Here is a 17,763-nt window from a genome sequence, read left to right as displayed (position 1 = left end):
TATTATCAAATACAATTATGGCCTATTATTAATTTGACACGGATTTTTACAAAAGTTATACTGAATTTAAAATATCTTATAACATGGAGGATAAGCATGAAAAACACAGTATTTTTAAACTCTGAAAAAATAAACTTTGATAATAAAATTGACTTTTCAAAGTTAAGTGAATTTACTAAAGTTACATTATATAACAGCAGTACTGAAGATGAAATTCTTAAAAGAGTTGAAAACCAGAATATTGTTGTAACTAAAGAGCTTCCTTTAAGGGGAAACTTAATATCCAGGTTCCCGGCTTCTGTAGAACTCATCTGTGAAGCCGGTACAGGTTATAACAACATAGATACGAAAACTGCCGGTGAAAAAAACATTATGGTCTGCAATGTACCCGGTTACAGTACAGATGCCGTAGCCCAGCTTGCCATAACTTTCATATTGAATTTATGTTCCTCTCTTATTCTGCAGCAAGTCATGTTAAATGAAAAGGATTTTGATAACTTCACCAAAGATCTCCAGGTATCTCATTCTGAAATAAAAGGCAAAATCCTTGGAGTAATTGGCGCCGGTGCCATAGGTCAGCGGGTGATAAAAACAGCTTTAAATCTTGGTATGAAAGTTTTAGTATACAACAGGAGCTTAAAACCAATTGAAGATGTAAAATTTGTTACTCTGGAAGAACTGCTGGCTGCCAGTGACTTTGTAACAATCCATTGTCCTCTTACAGAAAATACAAGATACCTCATAGATAGGGATAAATTAAAGCTTATGAAACCTTCTTCCTTTATTATAAACACCGCAAGGGGTTCTATAATAAAGGAAAAAGATCTGATAGAAGCACTGCATAATAAAACAATTGCCGGTGCAGCTCTTGACGTTCAGGAACATGAACCATTTGATTTAAATAACCCTCTCTTTTCAATGAGAAATGTTATCCTGACCCCACACATAGGCTGTAAATGTATTGAAACAAGACAGAGACTTGTAGAACTTTTAGGCAGTAATATTAAAGCTTTTATAAATAAAAATCCCATTAATTCAGTGAACAGTTAATAGCTGTTCACCTTTTTATTTTTTTAAGTTGCTTTTCAAAGTATAGAGTCCTATAATTTAAAAGTGTTTATAATTGATAATTTATATTCTTTATGGGTGGTGTTATGATGGTAATAAAAATCACATTATTGTGCATTGCAGCATTCTTTGCTGCATTTGTGGATTCCATAGCCGGCGGAGGAGGTATAATAAGCCTTCCGGCATTTTTGATGACAGGCATTTCACCTCATATGGCACTGGGCACAAATAAGTTTTCATCAACCTGTGCCTCTTTTACCAGTTCAATGAAGTTTGCACAATCCGGCAAGGTGGATTTTAAAATACTAAGATTTCTAGCTCCCTTTACCTTGGTGGGTTCTATAATAGGCGCCCATACTATGTTAAATATTGATGCTAAATATCTAAACACCATAGTTTTAATACTGCTGCTTATAGTAAGCGCCTATAGTATATTTTCCAAAAATGCGGGAATGGAAGATAAATTTACGGGGTTAAAGAAAAAATCTGTATTTCTCGGTATTTTATTGGCTTTCAGCCTAGGTTTTTATGACGGCTTCTTCGGCCCGGGCACAGGTTCCTTTTTAATATTCGGACTTATATATATTTTTAATTTTGATTTTGTGCGTGCCAGTGGAAATGCCAAAGTTTTAAACTTTACAAGCAATATATCCTCTTTAGCGGTGTTTTTAATTAGTGGACAAATTGACTATAGACTTGGAATACCTGCAGCCATTTCCATGGTTATAGGTTCTAGATTAGGTGCAAAGACAGCTCTTTTAAAAGGCGCCAAACTTATAAGACCAATATTTATAACCATATCTTTATGTCTGGCTGTAAAAATATTTTATGGAATTGTAAAATAGTTTGATATGAACTGTGTATAGATAAAAAACCCCTTCACAGGGTTTTTTATTAAATCAAAACATTCAGCTCATAATCAGAAGCTCTCATTATATACCCATTTTTCCAGAGGCCTGCGTTCAGTACTGTGCCTGTCCGGTGACGCAGGCTGCCCTTTTGCATATCCCACACCTATGATGCTGACCGGCTCCACATTATCCGGTATGTTGAATTCATCTTTAATTGCCCTGGGATCCAGATAACCTACCCAGATAGTGCCCAGCCCCAGTTCCTCTGCCTGAAGTACCATATGAGTACCTACTATTCCGGCATCTATATCTCCAATATCTTTACTGTCAAAAGGCCTTTTCCATGACTGATTACGATCCACACATATAATTATAGCCAATGGGGCTCCATAAACATTTGCCCCCTTTTTAAGTTTTTCAAGATTCCTTTCCGTTTTAACTACAATAAGTCTTTGAGGCTGGATATTTCCAGCTGTAGGTGCTACTCTGGCTGCTTCCAGTATTCGGGACAATTTTTCATCTTCTACTTTCCTATTCTCATATTTACGAACAGAATAACGTTTTTTGCTAAGCTGTAAAAAATCCATTTAAATCACTCCTTGTATAATATAGTATATATATATTATATTCCTAAATTATGTATTTTAAAATATTACCACTGGTTGAAAATAACAAAAAAGTTGCTGAACATTACTGAAATCTACCCTTGAAATATAAGACAGCTCCAGGGTGCTGCCCGAACTGTTATTAGTTTAACTTAACCAGTTGATTGTAATACATATTGTAATACACACCTTTTTTATCCATCAATTCCCTATGATTTCCCATTTCCGCTATTCTGCCATCATCTATCACCATTATAACATCTGAATATTTAATGGTATTAAGCCTGTGTGCAATAATAAAACTAGTCCTGTTTTCCATAAGCTTCAACATGGTCTCCTGTATTTTGAGCTCTGTCCTTGTATCTATATTACTTGTAGCTTCATCCAGAATAAGTATGGAGGGATTTGAAAGTACAGCCCGTGCTATGGATATAATCTGCCTTTCACCCTGACTTAAATTGCTTCCTCCCTCCTGGACCACAGTATCATATCCTCCAGGAAGTTTTTCAATAAACTGATCCGCACCTACTGATTCCGCCGCCTCTTTTACCTGAAAATAATCTGCATCCAGTTTTCCATATCTAATATTTTCAAATATGGTTCCTGTAAAAAGGTAGGTATCCTGCAGAACTATTCCAAAGCATTTTCTAAGGCTGTCTCTGGTGTAATCCCTGATATCCACGCCATCGATGGAAATCTCTCCGCTGGACACATCATAAAACCTGTTGAGAAGATTTACAATAGTGGTTTTACCTGCTCCCGTAGGCCCCACCAAAGCCACACTGGTACCTGGCTTTATTTCAAAACTTATATTTTTTAATATTTCAACATCCTCTCTATATCCAAAACACACATTTTCAAAGACAATATGACCCCTGGCATTTTCAAGTATTTTCGCCCGGTCTGTATCTTCTAACTCCTCTTTTTCATCCAATATGTCAAATACCCTTTCTGCACCTGCAACTGCAGACTGAAGAGTATTAAATATACTGGCTATACTGTTCAGAGGCCTTGTAAACTGCCTTGAATAGCTTAAAAAACTAGCTATGATTCCCACGGTTATGATATTCTTCAGGGCTAAAATTCCGCCTACTCCAGCTACTGCAGCAAAACCTATATTATTTATGACATTCATAAGGGGCATTAAAAACCCGGATAAAATTTGAGCCTTTAATCCCACCCTGCATAGTTTATGATTTATTCCGCTAAACTCTTCTATGATTTTTTGTTCATGATTAAAGGCCTTCACTACTTGAAGCCCGGATATAGTTTCTTCTATATGCCCATTTAATTTTCCAAGTTCTATTTGCTGATTTTTAAATAATGCACTTGTATTTTTTGTTATGCTTTTGGTAAGCAGGAATACCAGGGGAACTGTAATAAGGCTTACAAAAGTTAAAATTGGGCTTAAAACAAGCATCATCACAAAAGATCCCAATACTGTAACTAATGCCGACATAAGCTGGGTAGTGGATTGTGATATGGTAGAACTTATATTTTCTATATCATTGGTAAGCCTGCTCATTATCTCTCCATGGGTGTTTTTATCAAAAAAAGATATGGGGAGTTCCTGAAGTTTGTCAAATAAATTTTTTCTAAGTCCTATAATTATTTTCTGGGCTGTTCCTGCCATAAGCCAGCCTTGAAAAAAAGTCAGTATACCATCTAGTATATATGTAAATAAGAGCAGTGCTACCATTGTAAACAGCAGGTTAAAGTCTACTCCTCCCTTTAATTTGGACATGGCATCAATAGATTTTCCTATAAAATAAGGTCCTAAAAGCGACACTATGGAATCCAGTATTACAAATATAAAAATTATAATTAAAAGTTTTCTTTCACTCCCAAAATATTTCCACAGTCTAAACAGTGTTTTCTTAAAATTTCTTGGTTTTTCCACCGGCCTGATACCTCTCCTGCCTCTTAAACCCCTTCTTGGTCCCAATGGCATCTTTATACTGCTCCTATTATTTTTAAATCTTTGTTCCATATATCATACTTTCCCCTTTCCAACCTGGGATAAAAAGATGTCTTTATATACCTGGCAGCTTTTTATAAGCTCCTCATGTCCTCCCATGCCTGCCAGTTTCCCATCATTGAGAACAATTATCTTATCTGCAGATATTACAGACGATATTTTTTGGGCAATTATTATGCAGGTAAGATAATTTGAATACTTTTTCAGCTTTTTTCTAATTCTAGTTTCCGTAGCTGCATCTACGGCACTGGTGCAGTCATCCAGTATCAACAGGGCAGGTTTTTTAACAAGTGCCCTTGCTATAGAAACCCTTTGTTTCTGACCTCCTGAAAAATTTACTCCGCCCTGACCAAGTCTTGTATCATACTTTTCAGGAAACTTTGAAATAAATTCATCTACCTCTGCAATTTCAGCAGCTTCTTTGACCTCTTCCAGAGAAGCGCCCTCTTTTCCCCATCTTATATTCTCCAGTACACTTCCTGTAAACAGTATTGTTTCCTGAGGCACCAGGGCTATCCTATCCCTTAATGCCTTTTCATCCATATCCTTTATATTCACTCCGTCAATTTTTATAATTCCAGAAGCAACATTATAAAACCTGGGAATTAAATTTACCAGAGTGCTTTTCCCTGAGCCTGTAGCCCCTATAATTCCCAATGTTTCTCCAGGCATACAGGTAAAACTTATATCTTCAATAACTTTATGACCATTTGCATAAGAAAAACTTACATTTTCAAATTCTATTTTTCCTCTCCCCTTAAATTCCCCAACACCTCTCTCCGAATCGCTGCTGTCTTTTTCTTTAAATATTTCAGAAATTCTATTTGCTGAAGCCCTGGATCTTACAAATGTATTAAAAACTGCAGATATAATCATAATTGAATACAATATCTGGGTCATGTAATTTGTAAATGCAATTATCTGTCCCACTTTCATATCTCCTCCATTGACATACAAGCCTCCAATCCAAAGCACAGATACTATTCCCGCATTTACAGCCAGGTTTATACCTGGAGAAAATATGGCCATCACCTGCATTGCCCTGGCAGATAATACACCCAGTTCTTCATTGGAGGCCTTAAACCTTTTACTCTCATAATCGGATCTGTTAAATGCTTTTACAACCCTTACTCCAGACAAGAATTCCCTCATTACGGAATTCATCCTGTCCAGAGCCTTCTGCACCTTTATAAAATACGGATATCCAATACTCATATTTAAAAATATAATTATAACCACGATTGATATTACAACAAAAATTATTGATGAGAGCCGCAAATTCAGCCTGGAGGCCATAATAATACTTCCAACACATATTATAGGTGCCTTTACAGCTATTCTCATAAGGCTATTTACAAAGTTCTGAATTTGGGTTACATCATTTGTAAGTCTGGTTATAAGAGAACTTCTTTCAAATTTATCAATACTTTCAAAGGAAAAACTCTGAACCTTCTTAAACAGATCCTCCCTCAGTTCTGCACTAAAGTTTTGTGATACAGTTCCGGATAATATATTCCGGCCCGAGGCACCAAAAGCCCCTATAGCGGTAATTCCCAGCATCAGCAAACCTTTTTTTATTATATAATCCATATTTTTATCTGCAACACCTATATCCACTATCTTTGACATTATGGCAGGCTGCATCAAGTCACACAGTGCTTCCACTGTAAGACATGCTATTGCAAGGAAAAACCCCTTCCAATACTTATCCACATATTTTTTCATATATTCCAAACACATGCACCCCTAAAATTTATTTCATTACAAATATATTTAAAATTATTATAAATCAAACCTAAATTATGTTATATAATATTACTATATCATATAATACTGGTATAATAGCAATATAAAGCTTAATTTACAGGAGTGATAAATTTGAATAAATACTTAGATAAGATTTCCTACTATTTTAGAAACAGCTATGGCATTGATAAACTTTCAACACATCTTTATATAGCGGGATTTATATTCTCTTTATTTAGGCACAGTGCCACCTTTGGCTTAGTATGCATAGTATATTCTACCTGGAGATGCCTTTCAAGAAACAAATACAGGAGGCACAAGGAACTGGAAGCCTACGACAATTTTATTTCTCCCCTGTCCAGATGGTTTAAAGGATATAAAAGTTCAATTGACAACCACAGATATTACAAAATATTCAAATGCCCAAATTGCTCCCAGAAAATGAGAGTACCAAAACACAAGGGTAAAATAACCATAACCTGTAAAAACTGTGGAACTATTTTCAGGGGAAAATCATAAAATTTCTAAAATTCAAATCATTGACTGATTTGTAGACTAAAAATATAAGAGCAGGTGCTACAATTGGGTGAAAGAAAAATATTTGTTTCAATTTTAAAATTCATAGTGTTTATGTTCTGGCTGATATTTCAATTTATAGCTATAGCACTTGTATACAACATATTCAATATATTTTTTATATACTATTTCGTATTTTTTGAAATTGTAAGTGCTATTTCTGTAATCCACCTGAACTATAAGGACAAAAACACATCTTATAAAATCAGCTGGATAGCATTAATACTACTGATTCCAATAGTAGGGGTTATCATTTATATCTTGTCCAGGGTTGGAATAAAGCGTAATTTTAATAAAATAAATAAAATAGAACTGGGTGAAAAAATATTTCCTGAAGAAAATCAATCCATGTTGTCACTGTTAAAAAAAGAAAATAAAACCCGATATAATGAAACAAGGCTTATTAAAAATATAAGCGGATATGGTGCTTATTTCAATACAAAAGTGGTTTATTTTTCTTCTGGAGAAAGTATGTACAAAAAATATTTGGAGGAATTAAAAAAAGCAGATAAGTTCATATTCCTGGAATACTTTATAATTTCAAAAGGCAAGATGTGGAATGAAATCTTCGAAATATTAAAAGAGAAGGCAGGCAGTGGAGTTGAGGTGAGAATTTTAGTAGATTATATAGGTTCGATATTTGTCCTTCCAAAAGATTTTGAAAAGTCCCTGAGAGAAAACAATATAAAGTTTAAAATTTTCAATCCTATAAAAATATTATTGAATGTGATGCTGAATTACAGGGATCACAGAAAAATGACAATAATTGACGGAAAAGTCGCCTTCACCGGAGGAATGAATATAGGTGATGAATATATAAATTCCTACAGAAAATATGGCTATTGGAAGGACATGGGAATATATTTGGAAGGAGATGCAGTTTACAGCTTTACATCCATGTTTTTAAGGATGTGGCAGTCAATAACAAAGAAAAAAGAAACTTTTAAAAAATACCAGTTCGAGACCAAGTTTGAAAAATATACAGGTGTTGTAGTTCCGTACAACAGCAGTCCTGAAGAACATGACGATATAGCCCAGAATGTATACCTGAGCATTATAAACAGTGCCAAGAATTACATTTATATTACAACTCCCTATTTGATAATAGGGTATGAAATGGTACTGGCACTTTCCCTTGCTGCCCAAAGAGGGGTTGATGTAAGAATAATAACTCCCTTTATACCTGATAAAAAGTCAGTACAAGTTCTTACAAGATCCCATTATGACAGACTGCTGGATTCAGGGGTAAAGATATATGAATACACACCTGGATTTATTCATGGAAAAACCTTTGTTTCCGATGGAGAATGTGCCGTGGTTGGAACTATAAATATGGACTACAGGAGCCTGTACCTGCATTTTGAATGTGCAGCCTATATGTATGATGTTCCCATAATAGATGATATTTACAAAGACTTTGTAAATACCATGAGTGTATGCAGAAAAATAGAAAAAGATGCCTGGGAAAAAAGATGCTTTTTAAAAAAGGTTCTGGAATCCATTTTAAGGATGTTTGCTCCTTTGGCATAATGAATTCTGCTGATGGGGTTTTTCCATTGTCCATAAACATCTGCATATTTTAAAAATTCCTATGGTTTTAAATACCCTATGATATTTACTCCTGATATATCTGTCTGTATACTCCCAATACCTTCCAAATCCACTGCTGCAATTACAGAGGTTTCCGGTCCCCCTGACTTTTCAACATCTACGCTGCACCTGTCTTCCATATAAAATTTTAAATTATTGTTTACTGCAAGCTGCCCTGCTTCATAGGCTATTCCCCTTGATCCCACAGGAACTATTTCATATATAAAATCATTGTGCAGCAATTTATATACTGTTTCATAATTCACTATTTCTTCATCACCTTCAAGATTTATTTCATCTCCTACCTTGGGCATGCCTACACTTATTATCACCGCTTCCCCTTTTATGCTGTTTACTTTTAGATTCTTAGTAACTGCTATACCTACAGCAGTTACTCCCAGAGCTGTAGAAGAGGTTTCAAAATTCTCCTCGGTACTGCCTGTGAGCACCACATCCCTGATACCTGCCTCTCTCAACTCCTCTTTTATTCCCCTAATTATCTCTAAACCTGTATTATCCATTTCATTGCAAATGGTATTTGTAATAGTAATGATCTCTGACCCCGAGCAAATCACTTCTAACAATACCACTCTGGCCGTTAACCTGCCCACGTAAAAAGGAGGTACCTTAAGTGCATCCCCCTTTTTACTTCCAACACCTCCGCAGCTGTCACAAGCTATAACCATAGTTCTGCTTTCATCCAAAGTTATTAAACTTAAATCCCTTATTTTTTTCACTTCCATAGCTTTATACTCCTTGGTAAAAACTTATATACAGCATGTGCTATTAAAATATTCAATGCAGCTGCAAGTACCAGAAGCGGAAGCATTGCCAATACAGCTTTTCCCATTATTGGCATGAGCATAAATACTGATAATGGACCGTTTATTAAAATTCCAACTATACTTGATATAATTATTGATATAATTTCATTTGACCTTGAAAAAAATTTATATGTAATTCCAAATAAAAACATGGTAAGTGCCATATCCGCCATAATGATCATATGTATGGGCAGACTAAGGGGGAACCCGCTTACAGCTGCTGTGAGCAGATGTCCAATGGCCCCTATGAGTGCTCCATATAAAGGCCCCAGTATCAATGTACCTAAAAATCCAGCCATAGAGTCAAAGGCTATGCTTCCTGCAATTTTTATATTTGCCCCTATAAAACTCATGGCTATAAAAAGTGCTATTATAACCAATTTTCTTGTTTTCATAATTTTATCATCCCCTTTTCAATTTTTGTAAAATATTATTTTTGGACACAATAGTCATACTGATGACTGTTCTGCTTTTATTATAATTGAAATGAATTAAAAATGCACTGGTTTTTAAATTAGCCAGTCATTGTCGCTTTTTACTACTTGTCCCATGAAATCGTCTGCTAAAACCTCCTGCAGCCAGACCCCACAATACAATTTTACTGCAGATAATTCCTAAAATCATACCTGCCAAAACATCTGTAGGATAGTGAACATACAGATACAATCTTGAAAAAGCTATCAAAAATGCCAATATAAAAAATCCTGCTGCATATCTTTTAAAATACCTGGACAACACTCCTGCTGCTGCAAAGGCTGCCGTAGTATGCCCTGAGGGGAAGGATGAAGACAGAGGCCTTGAAATCAAAAGATTTGCGGCACCATATTCTGCAAATGGCCTGGGTCTTTGAACCAGATGTTTAATTATGCCTTCGCCCAGTACAGCTCCCAAAATCACAGCACACAAAGTTGCAATACCCGCATTTCTATACTTTTTAGTTATTATGAGAATTACCGCTATTATAACCCATATAGTTCCCAGGTTCCCCAATCGGGTAATGAAAATCATAAATTTATCCATAAAAGGTCCATACATGTTATTTTGTATGAACTGAAGTATGGAATTATCGAATTGATGCATCAAATATATCATATCCTATTACCCCTTTTGTATTTTATCCCATAACTAGTCAGGTATATTTTCAAAATCATCCATAATTAAATTCCCTCCATTTTGTTCTATTAATTTACCATTTTAACTTATTCCCATAAGAAATTATATCACATCTTAAGTGTTCTTTTTATGAAAGTTCATTACTTTTACCTTTATGTAATTAGAGTAATGTCCCCTAATCCATAATTAGGGGATAGTATAAACGTCCGGGGTCTGGAGACAAAGTCCCCAGTATTATGCCCCCTTGCTTAATATTTCATTAGATATTCATCAATGTAATCCAAAGTATTCAATAATACTTTCAAAGCATTTGTCCACCATAAATTCCATATCATTTTTTTCTATAACATAGGGAGGCATAAAATACAGTATATCCCCTATAGGCCTCAGAAGGAGTCCCTTTTTTAAAGCTGTCTTATATATTCCATAGCCTACCCTGTCTCTCCAGTCAAAGCACTCCTTGTTTTTTTTATCTTTAATCAGTTCTATGGCTGTTATCATTCCAAGCTGGCGGACATCTCCCACACAATCAAGGCTTTTTGCTTTTTTAGCTGTCAGTTCTCCAATGAGCCTGGATTTTTCAATATTTTTTTCAATTATATTCTCATCTTTAAATATATTGAGACTTTCGCAGGCTGCAGCACAGGCCATTGCATTACCTGCATAGGTATGGCTGTGTATGAAAGTCTTCAGTTTAACATAATCATCATAAAAAGCATTGTATATTTTTTCTGTAGTTACAACTGCAGACATAGGCATATAACCTGCACTGATGCCCTTGGATAAACACATTATGTCCGGACTTATATCTGCATGATTGCATGCGAACATCTTTCCTGTTCTTCCAAAGCCAACGGCTATTTCATCTGCAATCAAAATAATATCATAGTAGTCACAGGCTTTTCTAAGTTTTTTCAAATACACCGGAGAATACATTTTCATGCCTGCCGCTCCCTGAACCATAGGTTCTATAATTACAGCACAGAGCTCCTCATGATGAAGAGCAAGTGATCTTTCCATATGCTCAAAACACTGGGCATCGCAGCTGCATCTCTCTTTCCCATATTCACACCTATAGCAGTCAGGCCCCTGAACTCTCAGGGTATCTATGAGAAGGGGCTTGTAGATTTTGCTGTAGAGATCCAAATCACCTACAGATAAGGCACCTATGGTTTCTCCATGATATGCACCGGTTATAGCTGCAAATCTGATTTTTTTAGGTTTTCCAATCTGCTGATAATATTGAAAGCTCATTTTTAAGGCTATTTCCACTGCAGAGGATCCATTATCCGAAAAGAATACCTTGGATAATCCTTCTGGAGTAATTTCAACAAGCCTCTCTGCAAATTCAACAGCGGCCTTATTGGAAAAGTGTGCAAAAATCACATGCTCAATTTGGCTTAATTGCCCTTCAATTGCTTTATTAATTCTGGGATTACTATGCCCAAATATATTTGTCCACCATGAACTTATACAGTCCAGGTAGGAATTGCCCTGTATATCATATAAATAACACCCCTTGCCTTTTTCTATTATAATAGGGGGCAGTTTTTCACAATCCTTCATCTGAGTACATGGATGCCATATGTACTTTAAATCCTTTTTTTCAAGTTCTTCCATATTTTTCACCAACCTATAAGATTTTATATTTCTTTCATACAATCAATTATTTTTCTTGAATCAAATACCTTTTCAGATGCCCTTTTCACATCTTCCATGAGTTCCTCCAATTTTGTATCTATGAAAGGCATAATCCCAAGTACGGGAATACCTGTCATCTTTTCAATCATCTTTATATTATCCCTGCAGAGCATGTTGTCCTTATATCCGTTTATTATAATCCCCTTTATGGAGATACCTTTATTTTTCAGGTAATCCACTGTCAAAAGTGTATGATTTATAGTTCCAAGACCTGCCCTGGCAACCAGAACAACATCCATGTTCATGTGTTTTATTAGATTGTCCAGAGTGTATATCCGGCTGTTGACATCTGCAATAGGACAGGTTACACCTCCGCTTCCTTCACATATAATATAATCATATTTTTTCTTTAGATTATTTAATTTATCCTCAATCACTTTTATATCAATGGGTTTGTTCTCAATTTTTGAAGCCAGATAAGGGGAAACTGCTGTTTCATAAATATAGGGTGTTAAATCTTCATATTTCTCGTGAATACCGGCAATGGAGCATACAAATTCAGTATCTCCCGGTATAATCCTTCCATTTACGGATTCAGCACCGCTTAATGCAGCTTTAAAATAAGCTGTTTTGCAGCCATTTTTGCACAGAATATAAACTAAAGCTCCAGTAACCAGTGTTTTTCCGATTTCCGTATCCGTTCCCACTACATAAATACCTTTTGTCATTTATAAATACCCTCCAGTTTCTATTTTTAAAACTCAATTACAGACAATTTTCAAGACCTTTAATTTTAAAGACAAAAGCGCCACTGATACACTTATCATAAGATCACCGCCTACGCATATAATAAAGCCGTAAAATATGGCCCATCCAATGGTCCTGCTGTCACCCATGTATAAATTATAAATTAGATACAAATGTAATACACCGAATAGATATACGAAGAACAATCCACTTAGAACACATAACAGGGATTTTATAAAAGTAATATTTTTAATTTGAGCTGATAATTTTCCAATTACGTAGGCAGCTACTATAAAACCTATCAAATATCCAAAAGTAGGCTTGAATACATAAGATAATCCTCCTCCTTCTGTAAAAATGGGGATTCCCATAAGGCCCATTCCCACATATAATATTTGAGACAGCGCTCCCAATCTGGCCCCCAGAAGAATTCCGCTCAATGCACAGAACAGCCACTGCAGCGTAAAAGGCACAAAGGGTATTGGTATCCTTATAAAAGCACCTACAGCTGTCAATGCAGCAAAAATTGATACTAAAACCATATCTTTCGTTTTCATCAAGATCACTCACTTTTTAATTAATCGTCAACCTTTAATTAAAAACAAGTTTACAATTACTTATTATAATTTCATATTTAATGCTTTGTCAATATAAAAATGTATTGATATATTGTTTATATGTTGTTATAATCATATTGTTAACCTTTATATAAAATTAAGTTTACAATAAATAAATTGTATAGGGAGTATTTTTATGGATGAATTATGGAATGAAATATTAAAAACAGGACAGAAAATCTTAAACGGAGGAAACATTACAAGGAAGGAAGCTGAAACCCTGGGGAAATCTAAAGACAGTGATATATTTCTGCTGTGCAGCTTTGCCAATAAAATAAGAGCAGAATTCAATGGAAATAATGTGGATTTATGTTCCGTAATAAATGCAAAATCAGGCAATTGTCCTGAGGATTGTGCATTTTGTGCTCAGTCTGCCCATCATCATACAGATGCAAAATGTTATCCTCTTGTGGATGAAGATAAAATCGTGGAAACTGCAATAAGACGTGAAAAAGCAGGTGCCAGGCACTGTGATATTTGTACAAGCGGCCTTGGTTATACTGGAAAAGAAAAGAATTTTAAAATCATATTAAATGCCTTCAAAAGGATGAAGGAGAGTACCAATTTGAAATTATGCGCCTGCCTTGGAACGCTTACCATGGATGCGGCAGAGCAGCTGGCAGATGCAGGAGTTGAACGCTATAACCACAACCTTGAGACAGCAAGAAGCTTTTTCCCTAAAATTGTTTCAACTCACGGATATGAAGAAAGGATTGACACCATACGCTATGCAAAAAAAGCAGGTATGGAAGTATGCTCCGGAATGATTATAGGTTTGGGGGAAACCATGGAACAGCGCATAGAACATGCATTCTTGTTAAAGGAACTGGATGTGGACGCAGTACCTTTAAATGTGTTGAATCCAGTCAAAGGTACAAGACTTGAAAATGCGGCTCCCCTTTCTCCTATGGAAATAATAAAAACTTTTGCCATAATGAGATTTATATTGCCTGATAAAAACATAAGATTCGCCGGTGGAAGAGAGAAAAATCTCAAGAGTCTTCAGCCCCTGGGATTTATTGCGGGCATAAACGGCATGCTGATAGGAGACTATCTAACTACAGGGGGACAGGAAGTAAACAAAGATTTTCAAATGCTTCAGGATTTGAATTTAACCTATTGATGAAACTATAGAAAAGTGAAGAGTTAAGAATTAATAGTCTTGTTAAATTTTTGGCAAATGCCTAAAGTTCTCACTTATTTTTAACTTTTCACTTCTCATTTCCAGCTTATCCCACCTAAATTATATATCCATGTCAAGTAAAACCGAACTCAAGCTTTTTCCATGGGCATCCAGTGACAGCGTTCTTGTAACCCCTCCGCCCAGAGCATCATACATGACAAAATTCAAGGCACAGATTTTGGGCAGTTCATACCTTATAACTTCTCCTTTTACTATATCCTTAAACCAATTTTTTACTCTTTTAGCAGTGACAGTTTTTTTAATCAGTTCATAATTATCATCTCTATAGGCTATAAGTGATATATTTGAAATATTCCCCTTGTCTCCCGTCCGTGAATGTGCAATATCCCTTAATTTCATTTTTATACCTCCTTATAGATCACTTTCGTTATTATATCTTTGTCAGGCACAAATATAGATGCAATTGACACCACATCCCTTGTATACTTTCTTGCTCCCCCTCCTCCTGAGGGCCCATTGGTATAGAGAGCCTCAACTTCATTTCCTATTGTTTCTGCATCTTCTCTATTCAATGTTCTCGCTGCCACCCTGAGTCTTACTTCTTTAAAATCCACTTTATTGTCATTTAATATACTGCTTAAATTATTTCCGTAAAGAGAGTTCACCCCCATAAAATCAATTCTCAATTCTTTTACAGGCAAATTTATATATTTAAGCCTCTTTCTCACTATTTCTCCAGCCAATCTGGCTCTGTCATAGGCTCCTGATCCCCCATAGCTTATTTCACCTTCTCCTATATAGCAATCTTTATAACCTATACTCACCTTGAATAAACCGCTCTTCTCTTTTCCACTTGCACCTTTTACTAAAACTTTATTTTTTTCAATTTCTTCCACAGCTACTTCTGAAAAATCCGCTATTACATCCGGTGTGAAATAATTTGATGGATCATGGATCTCATACAAAATCTGCTCTTTACAGGTATGTTCAGTAATCATTCCACCTGAATCCTCAAGCTTTGTTATAATTATATTACCATTTTCAGTTACCTCTGCTATTGGAAATCCTAGATTCCACAGCTCCGGTACATCCTTGTATCCAGGATCTGCAAAATAACCTCCCGTTATCTGGCCTGCACATTCAAGCAAATGTCCAGCTAAAGTACCTTTGCCAAGAAGCTCATAATCATTCTTCCTCCAGCCAAATTCAAACATCAACGGCGCCAAAACCAGTGAAGGATCTGCTGTCCTTCCAGTTACTACAATATGCGATCCGTTATTTAAAGCTTCCACTATGCCCTTTACTCCTGTATATGCATTTGCCGAAACTATTTGTGAATTTATGGAGTCCAATTTTTTACCATTTTCAAGTACTTCACAATTCATATATCTGTCTATCCTATCTAAAATATCATCTCCCAGCACTGCTGCTATTTTCATTCCCCTTATTCCCATATCCAGTGCAATCTCTTTTATAACTTTAATTGCAGCTGCAGGATTTGCAGAGCCCATATTGGTTATCACCTTTACTCCCTTTTCAACACATAAAGGTAGTATTTTCCTCATACGATGCTCAAGAAACTCATTATAACCTTTATCCCCATTAAACAACTTTTGCTGCTGGTTAATTGCTATGGTTCTCTCCGCTAAACACTCAAATATAATATAATCTATATTCCCCTTTTTCAAAATTTCCAGGGCAGGTTCTATTCTATCCCCCGCAAATCCAGCACCCGAACCTATTCTTATTTTTTTCATATTAAAATAACCTCCGAGAGACATTTATTTAAAAAAGACTGCTTCAAATTTTACCCTGAGCAGCCTTCTCCATGAGCAATCTTTTTAAAGGAATTTCATTTAAGCCTAAAAGTTATTTCATTAAATTCCGAAAAGCTTAAGTACCATCCAGCTGGATGCATAATAAGTCATGTACTGCACTCCAGTATGCACACCAAAGAACCTGTTTAATATACCTCCAAAGATGCCGATTGTAATTGAAATTCCGACTCCAACAAAACCAGCTTCATAAAATGATAAAACCGTTATCAATCCTACAAACATACATATTATAGCTTCCTGGCTGACATTTTTTAAAACCCACGCACTGGCCGTTCTGGCATAATTCATAGATAATGGATATGCTATGATATAAGCTGTTACAATTCCTATCAGCCCATATAATGCAAATTGTCCCGGTGTCAGCAGATTATGCAAATTGTGGACAGGCTGGCTTGAAAACACAGGAGGAGCATTGAACAGTGGACCTGCCGGTCCAAGTCCTACAGGACTAAGTGGTATTCCAAAAGCTATTAGAGGGATCAATGTCTCAGCTACATAAGTTGCTTCAGTTACAGCATTCATCACACTCAGACAAGTTGTAAGACGCTGGTATAAACTCTTTACCTTGGATGCCACTACTTCTCCAATCATTACTGTCATACCTACGGGACTAAATGTAAAAGTAAGGGCAGAAATGCCGGCTCCTGCACAGGTATATGCAGCTTGTCTACGTGTGAGTATTTTAAGGGGATTAGGAAAATAGCCCTTCCATGTCTTCAGTTCTGGAGCCAGCCAGAATTCTCTTGGTGAACTTTTGAGAATTGAACCATGTGTCACAGGGGATAAAAGAGTAATTATATCGGCAAACATAGGACCAATGGCAATTCCAAGAAAAATTCCTATGGAAATACTTTGATGACCGGCGTTAGCTAATTTAATAACACCTTGGAGAAATACAGCAAAAGGTATAAGTACAAATACACTGGCCCATTTGCCCTTAGATGTGTAGGCTATTATAATTGCTGCAATTGTAAAGATAATAGGTGCCCAGATTTCCACTATATGGGAAAATGGAGCAAGTAATGTGGCAAAGCCAACTGAAATAGGCAGTGCAATGATTGCTCCAATAATTGCCCCAGAAATCATCTTACGGAGGGCAACATGGGGAACTCCCAACCTTCTCAAAATGTTTGCATGTTCCAAAAGTGGAACGGCCATGGTATCCCCAGGCACACCCATTAAAGCTGTTGGAATGGCATGAGTCATATGTTTGGAAACGGCTCCACCGATAAAAAATGAAAATATGCCCACAGGCGGAAATCCAAGTAAAATGATCAACAGCGTTATTGGTGCAACTGTAGCAGTTTCATCAGTTCCAGATATAAGTCCTATAAATGAGAAGATCACACTGCCGAGAAGTGCACTTCCAACACCCCATAGTACATTGTGCAAAAGCAATGCATTCATAGTTTATCATCTCCTTTT

17 protein-coding genes are annotated in these 17,763 nt (G+C 36.0%); 5 read left to right on the top strand and 12 right to left on the bottom strand.

All coding sequences use genetic code 11. From position 1 onward, the window contains the following. The first annotated feature begins 96 nt into the window (after nt 1–96). Nucleotides 97–1,050, top strand: a complete 954-nt coding sequence (locus tag ACYUJ6_RS05155; protein WP_461844775.1) for an NAD(P)-dependent oxidoreductase — start codon at nt 97–99, stop codon at nt 1,048–1,050. Nucleotides 1,051–1,157: 107 nt separating this feature from the next. Continuing rightward, the gene (locus ACYUJ6_RS05150; RefSeq protein WP_461844774.1) at nt 1,158–1,913 is read left to right on the top strand and encodes a TSUP family transporter; all 756 of its coding nucleotides are present in this window, start codon (nt 1,158–1,160) and stop codon (nt 1,911–1,913) included. 74 nt (nt 1,914–1,987) lie between these two features. Here the strand turns inward: ACYUJ6_RS05150 and ACYUJ6_RS05145 are convergent, their stop codons facing one another. The 3 genes from ACYUJ6_RS05145 to ACYUJ6_RS05135 all read right to left on the bottom strand — a co-directional run bounded on the left by ACYUJ6_RS05145 (nt 1,988) and on the right by ACYUJ6_RS05135 (nt 6,242). Beyond that, on the bottom strand, nt 1,988–2,506 hold the full coding sequence (locus ACYUJ6_RS05145; RefSeq protein WP_461844773.1) for a nitroreductase family protein: 519 nt from the start codon (nt 2,504–2,506) through the stop codon (nt 1,988–1,990). 160 nt (nt 2,507–2,666) lie between these two features. Then, a complete protein-coding gene (locus ACYUJ6_RS05140; protein ID WP_461844772.1) occupies nt 2,667–4,514 on the bottom strand; it encodes an ABC transporter ATP-binding protein in 1,848 nt (615 codons plus the stop codon). A gap of 3 nt (nt 4,515–4,517) precedes the next feature. After that, nucleotides 4,518–6,242 carry an ABC transporter ATP-binding protein gene (locus ACYUJ6_RS05135; protein ID WP_461844771.1) on the bottom strand — a complete coding sequence of 575 codons (1,725 nt, stop codon included), beginning with the start codon at nt 6,240–6,242 and terminating at the stop codon, nt 4,518–4,520. 129 nt (nt 6,243–6,371) lie between these two features. Between ACYUJ6_RS05135 and ACYUJ6_RS05130 the strand changes: the two genes are divergently transcribed. Both ACYUJ6_RS05130 and cls read left to right on the top strand, forming a co-directional pair. After that, nucleotides 6,372–6,767, top strand: a complete 396-nt coding sequence (locus ACYUJ6_RS05130) for a hypothetical protein (protein WP_461844770.1) — start codon at nt 6,372–6,374, stop codon at nt 6,765–6,767. Nucleotides 6,768–6,830: 63 nt separating this feature from the next. Continuing rightward, entirely contained in the window at nt 6,831–8,354 is a 1,524-nt protein-coding gene (cls, locus tag ACYUJ6_RS05125) for a cardiolipin synthase (RefSeq protein ID WP_461844769.1), read from the top strand. A gap of 59 nt (nt 8,355–8,413) precedes the next feature. Here cls and ACYUJ6_RS05120 read toward each other — a convergent pair whose 3' ends face one another. The 6 genes from ACYUJ6_RS05120 to ACYUJ6_RS05095 all read right to left on the bottom strand — a co-directional run bounded on the left by ACYUJ6_RS05120 (nt 8,414) and on the right by ACYUJ6_RS05095 (nt 13,296). Continuing rightward, nucleotides 8,414–9,157: an AIR synthase related protein gene (locus tag ACYUJ6_RS05120; protein WP_461844768.1), complete on the bottom strand. Its 744-nt coding sequence runs from the start codon at nt 9,155–9,157 to the stop codon at nt 8,414–8,416. Then, entirely contained in the window at nt 9,148–9,633 is a 486-nt protein-coding gene (locus ACYUJ6_RS05115; RefSeq protein ID WP_461844767.1) for an ECF transporter S component, read from the bottom strand. Before ACYUJ6_RS05115 ends, ACYUJ6_RS05120 begins: the two co-directional genes overlap by 10 nt. Nucleotides 9,634–9,760: 127 nt before the next feature. Further along, nucleotides 9,761–10,330 (bottom strand): phosphatase PAP2 family protein, encoded by a 570-nt coding sequence (locus ACYUJ6_RS05110; RefSeq protein ID WP_461844766.1) that lies wholly within the window; start codon nt 10,328–10,330, stop codon nt 9,761–9,763. 291 nt (nt 10,331–10,621) lie between these two features. Then, the gene (bioA, locus tag ACYUJ6_RS05105; protein ID WP_461844765.1) at nt 10,622–11,971 is read right to left on the bottom strand and encodes an adenosylmethionine--8-amino-7-oxononanoate transaminase; all 1,350 of its coding nucleotides are present in this window, start codon (nt 11,969–11,971) and stop codon (nt 10,622–10,624) included. Between the two features lie 23 nt (nt 11,972–11,994). After that, nucleotides 11,995–12,720, bottom strand: a complete 726-nt coding sequence (gene bioD / locus ACYUJ6_RS05100; protein ID WP_461844764.1) for a dethiobiotin synthase — start codon at nt 12,718–12,720, stop codon at nt 11,995–11,997. Nucleotides 12,721–12,753: 33 nt separating this feature from the next. Beyond that, on the bottom strand, nt 12,754–13,296 hold the full coding sequence (locus ACYUJ6_RS05095; protein WP_461844763.1) for a biotin transporter BioY: 543 nt from the start codon (nt 13,294–13,296) through the stop codon (nt 12,754–12,756). A gap of 196 nt (nt 13,297–13,492) precedes the next feature. Between ACYUJ6_RS05095 and bioB the strand changes: the two genes are divergently transcribed. Next, nucleotides 13,493–14,479: a biotin synthase BioB gene (gene bioB, locus ACYUJ6_RS05090; protein ID WP_461844762.1), complete on the top strand. Its 987-nt coding sequence runs from the start codon at nt 13,493–13,495 to the stop codon at nt 14,477–14,479. Nucleotides 14,480–14,599: 120 nt separating this feature from the next. On the opposite strand, the gene ACYUJ6_RS05085 is transcribed toward bioB, so the two are convergent. The 3 genes from ACYUJ6_RS05085 to ACYUJ6_RS05075 all read right to left on the bottom strand — a co-directional run bounded on the left by ACYUJ6_RS05085 (nt 14,600) and on the right by ACYUJ6_RS05075 (nt 17,745). Then, nucleotides 14,600–14,899: an AtuA-related protein gene (locus ACYUJ6_RS05085; protein WP_461844761.1), complete on the bottom strand. Its 300-nt coding sequence runs from the start codon at nt 14,897–14,899 to the stop codon at nt 14,600–14,602. Nucleotides 14,900–14,901: 2 nt separating this feature from the next. Then, nucleotides 14,902–16,257, bottom strand: a complete 1,356-nt coding sequence (locus ACYUJ6_RS05080) for an acyclic terpene utilization AtuA family protein (protein WP_461844760.1) — start codon at nt 16,255–16,257, stop codon at nt 14,902–14,904. Nucleotides 16,258–16,377: 120 nt separating this feature from the next. After that, on the bottom strand, nt 16,378–17,745 hold the full coding sequence (locus tag ACYUJ6_RS05075) for a tripartite tricarboxylate transporter permease (RefSeq protein ID WP_461844759.1): 1,368 nt from the start codon (nt 17,743–17,745) through the stop codon (nt 16,378–16,380). Nucleotides 17,746–17,763: the final 18 nt, after the last annotated feature.

The sequence above is a fragment of the Clostridium sp. JNZ X4-2 genome (assembly GCF_054889485.1).
Note: the sequence above shows the minus strand (reverse complement) of the source record. Positions and strands in the feature narration are given on the sequence as shown.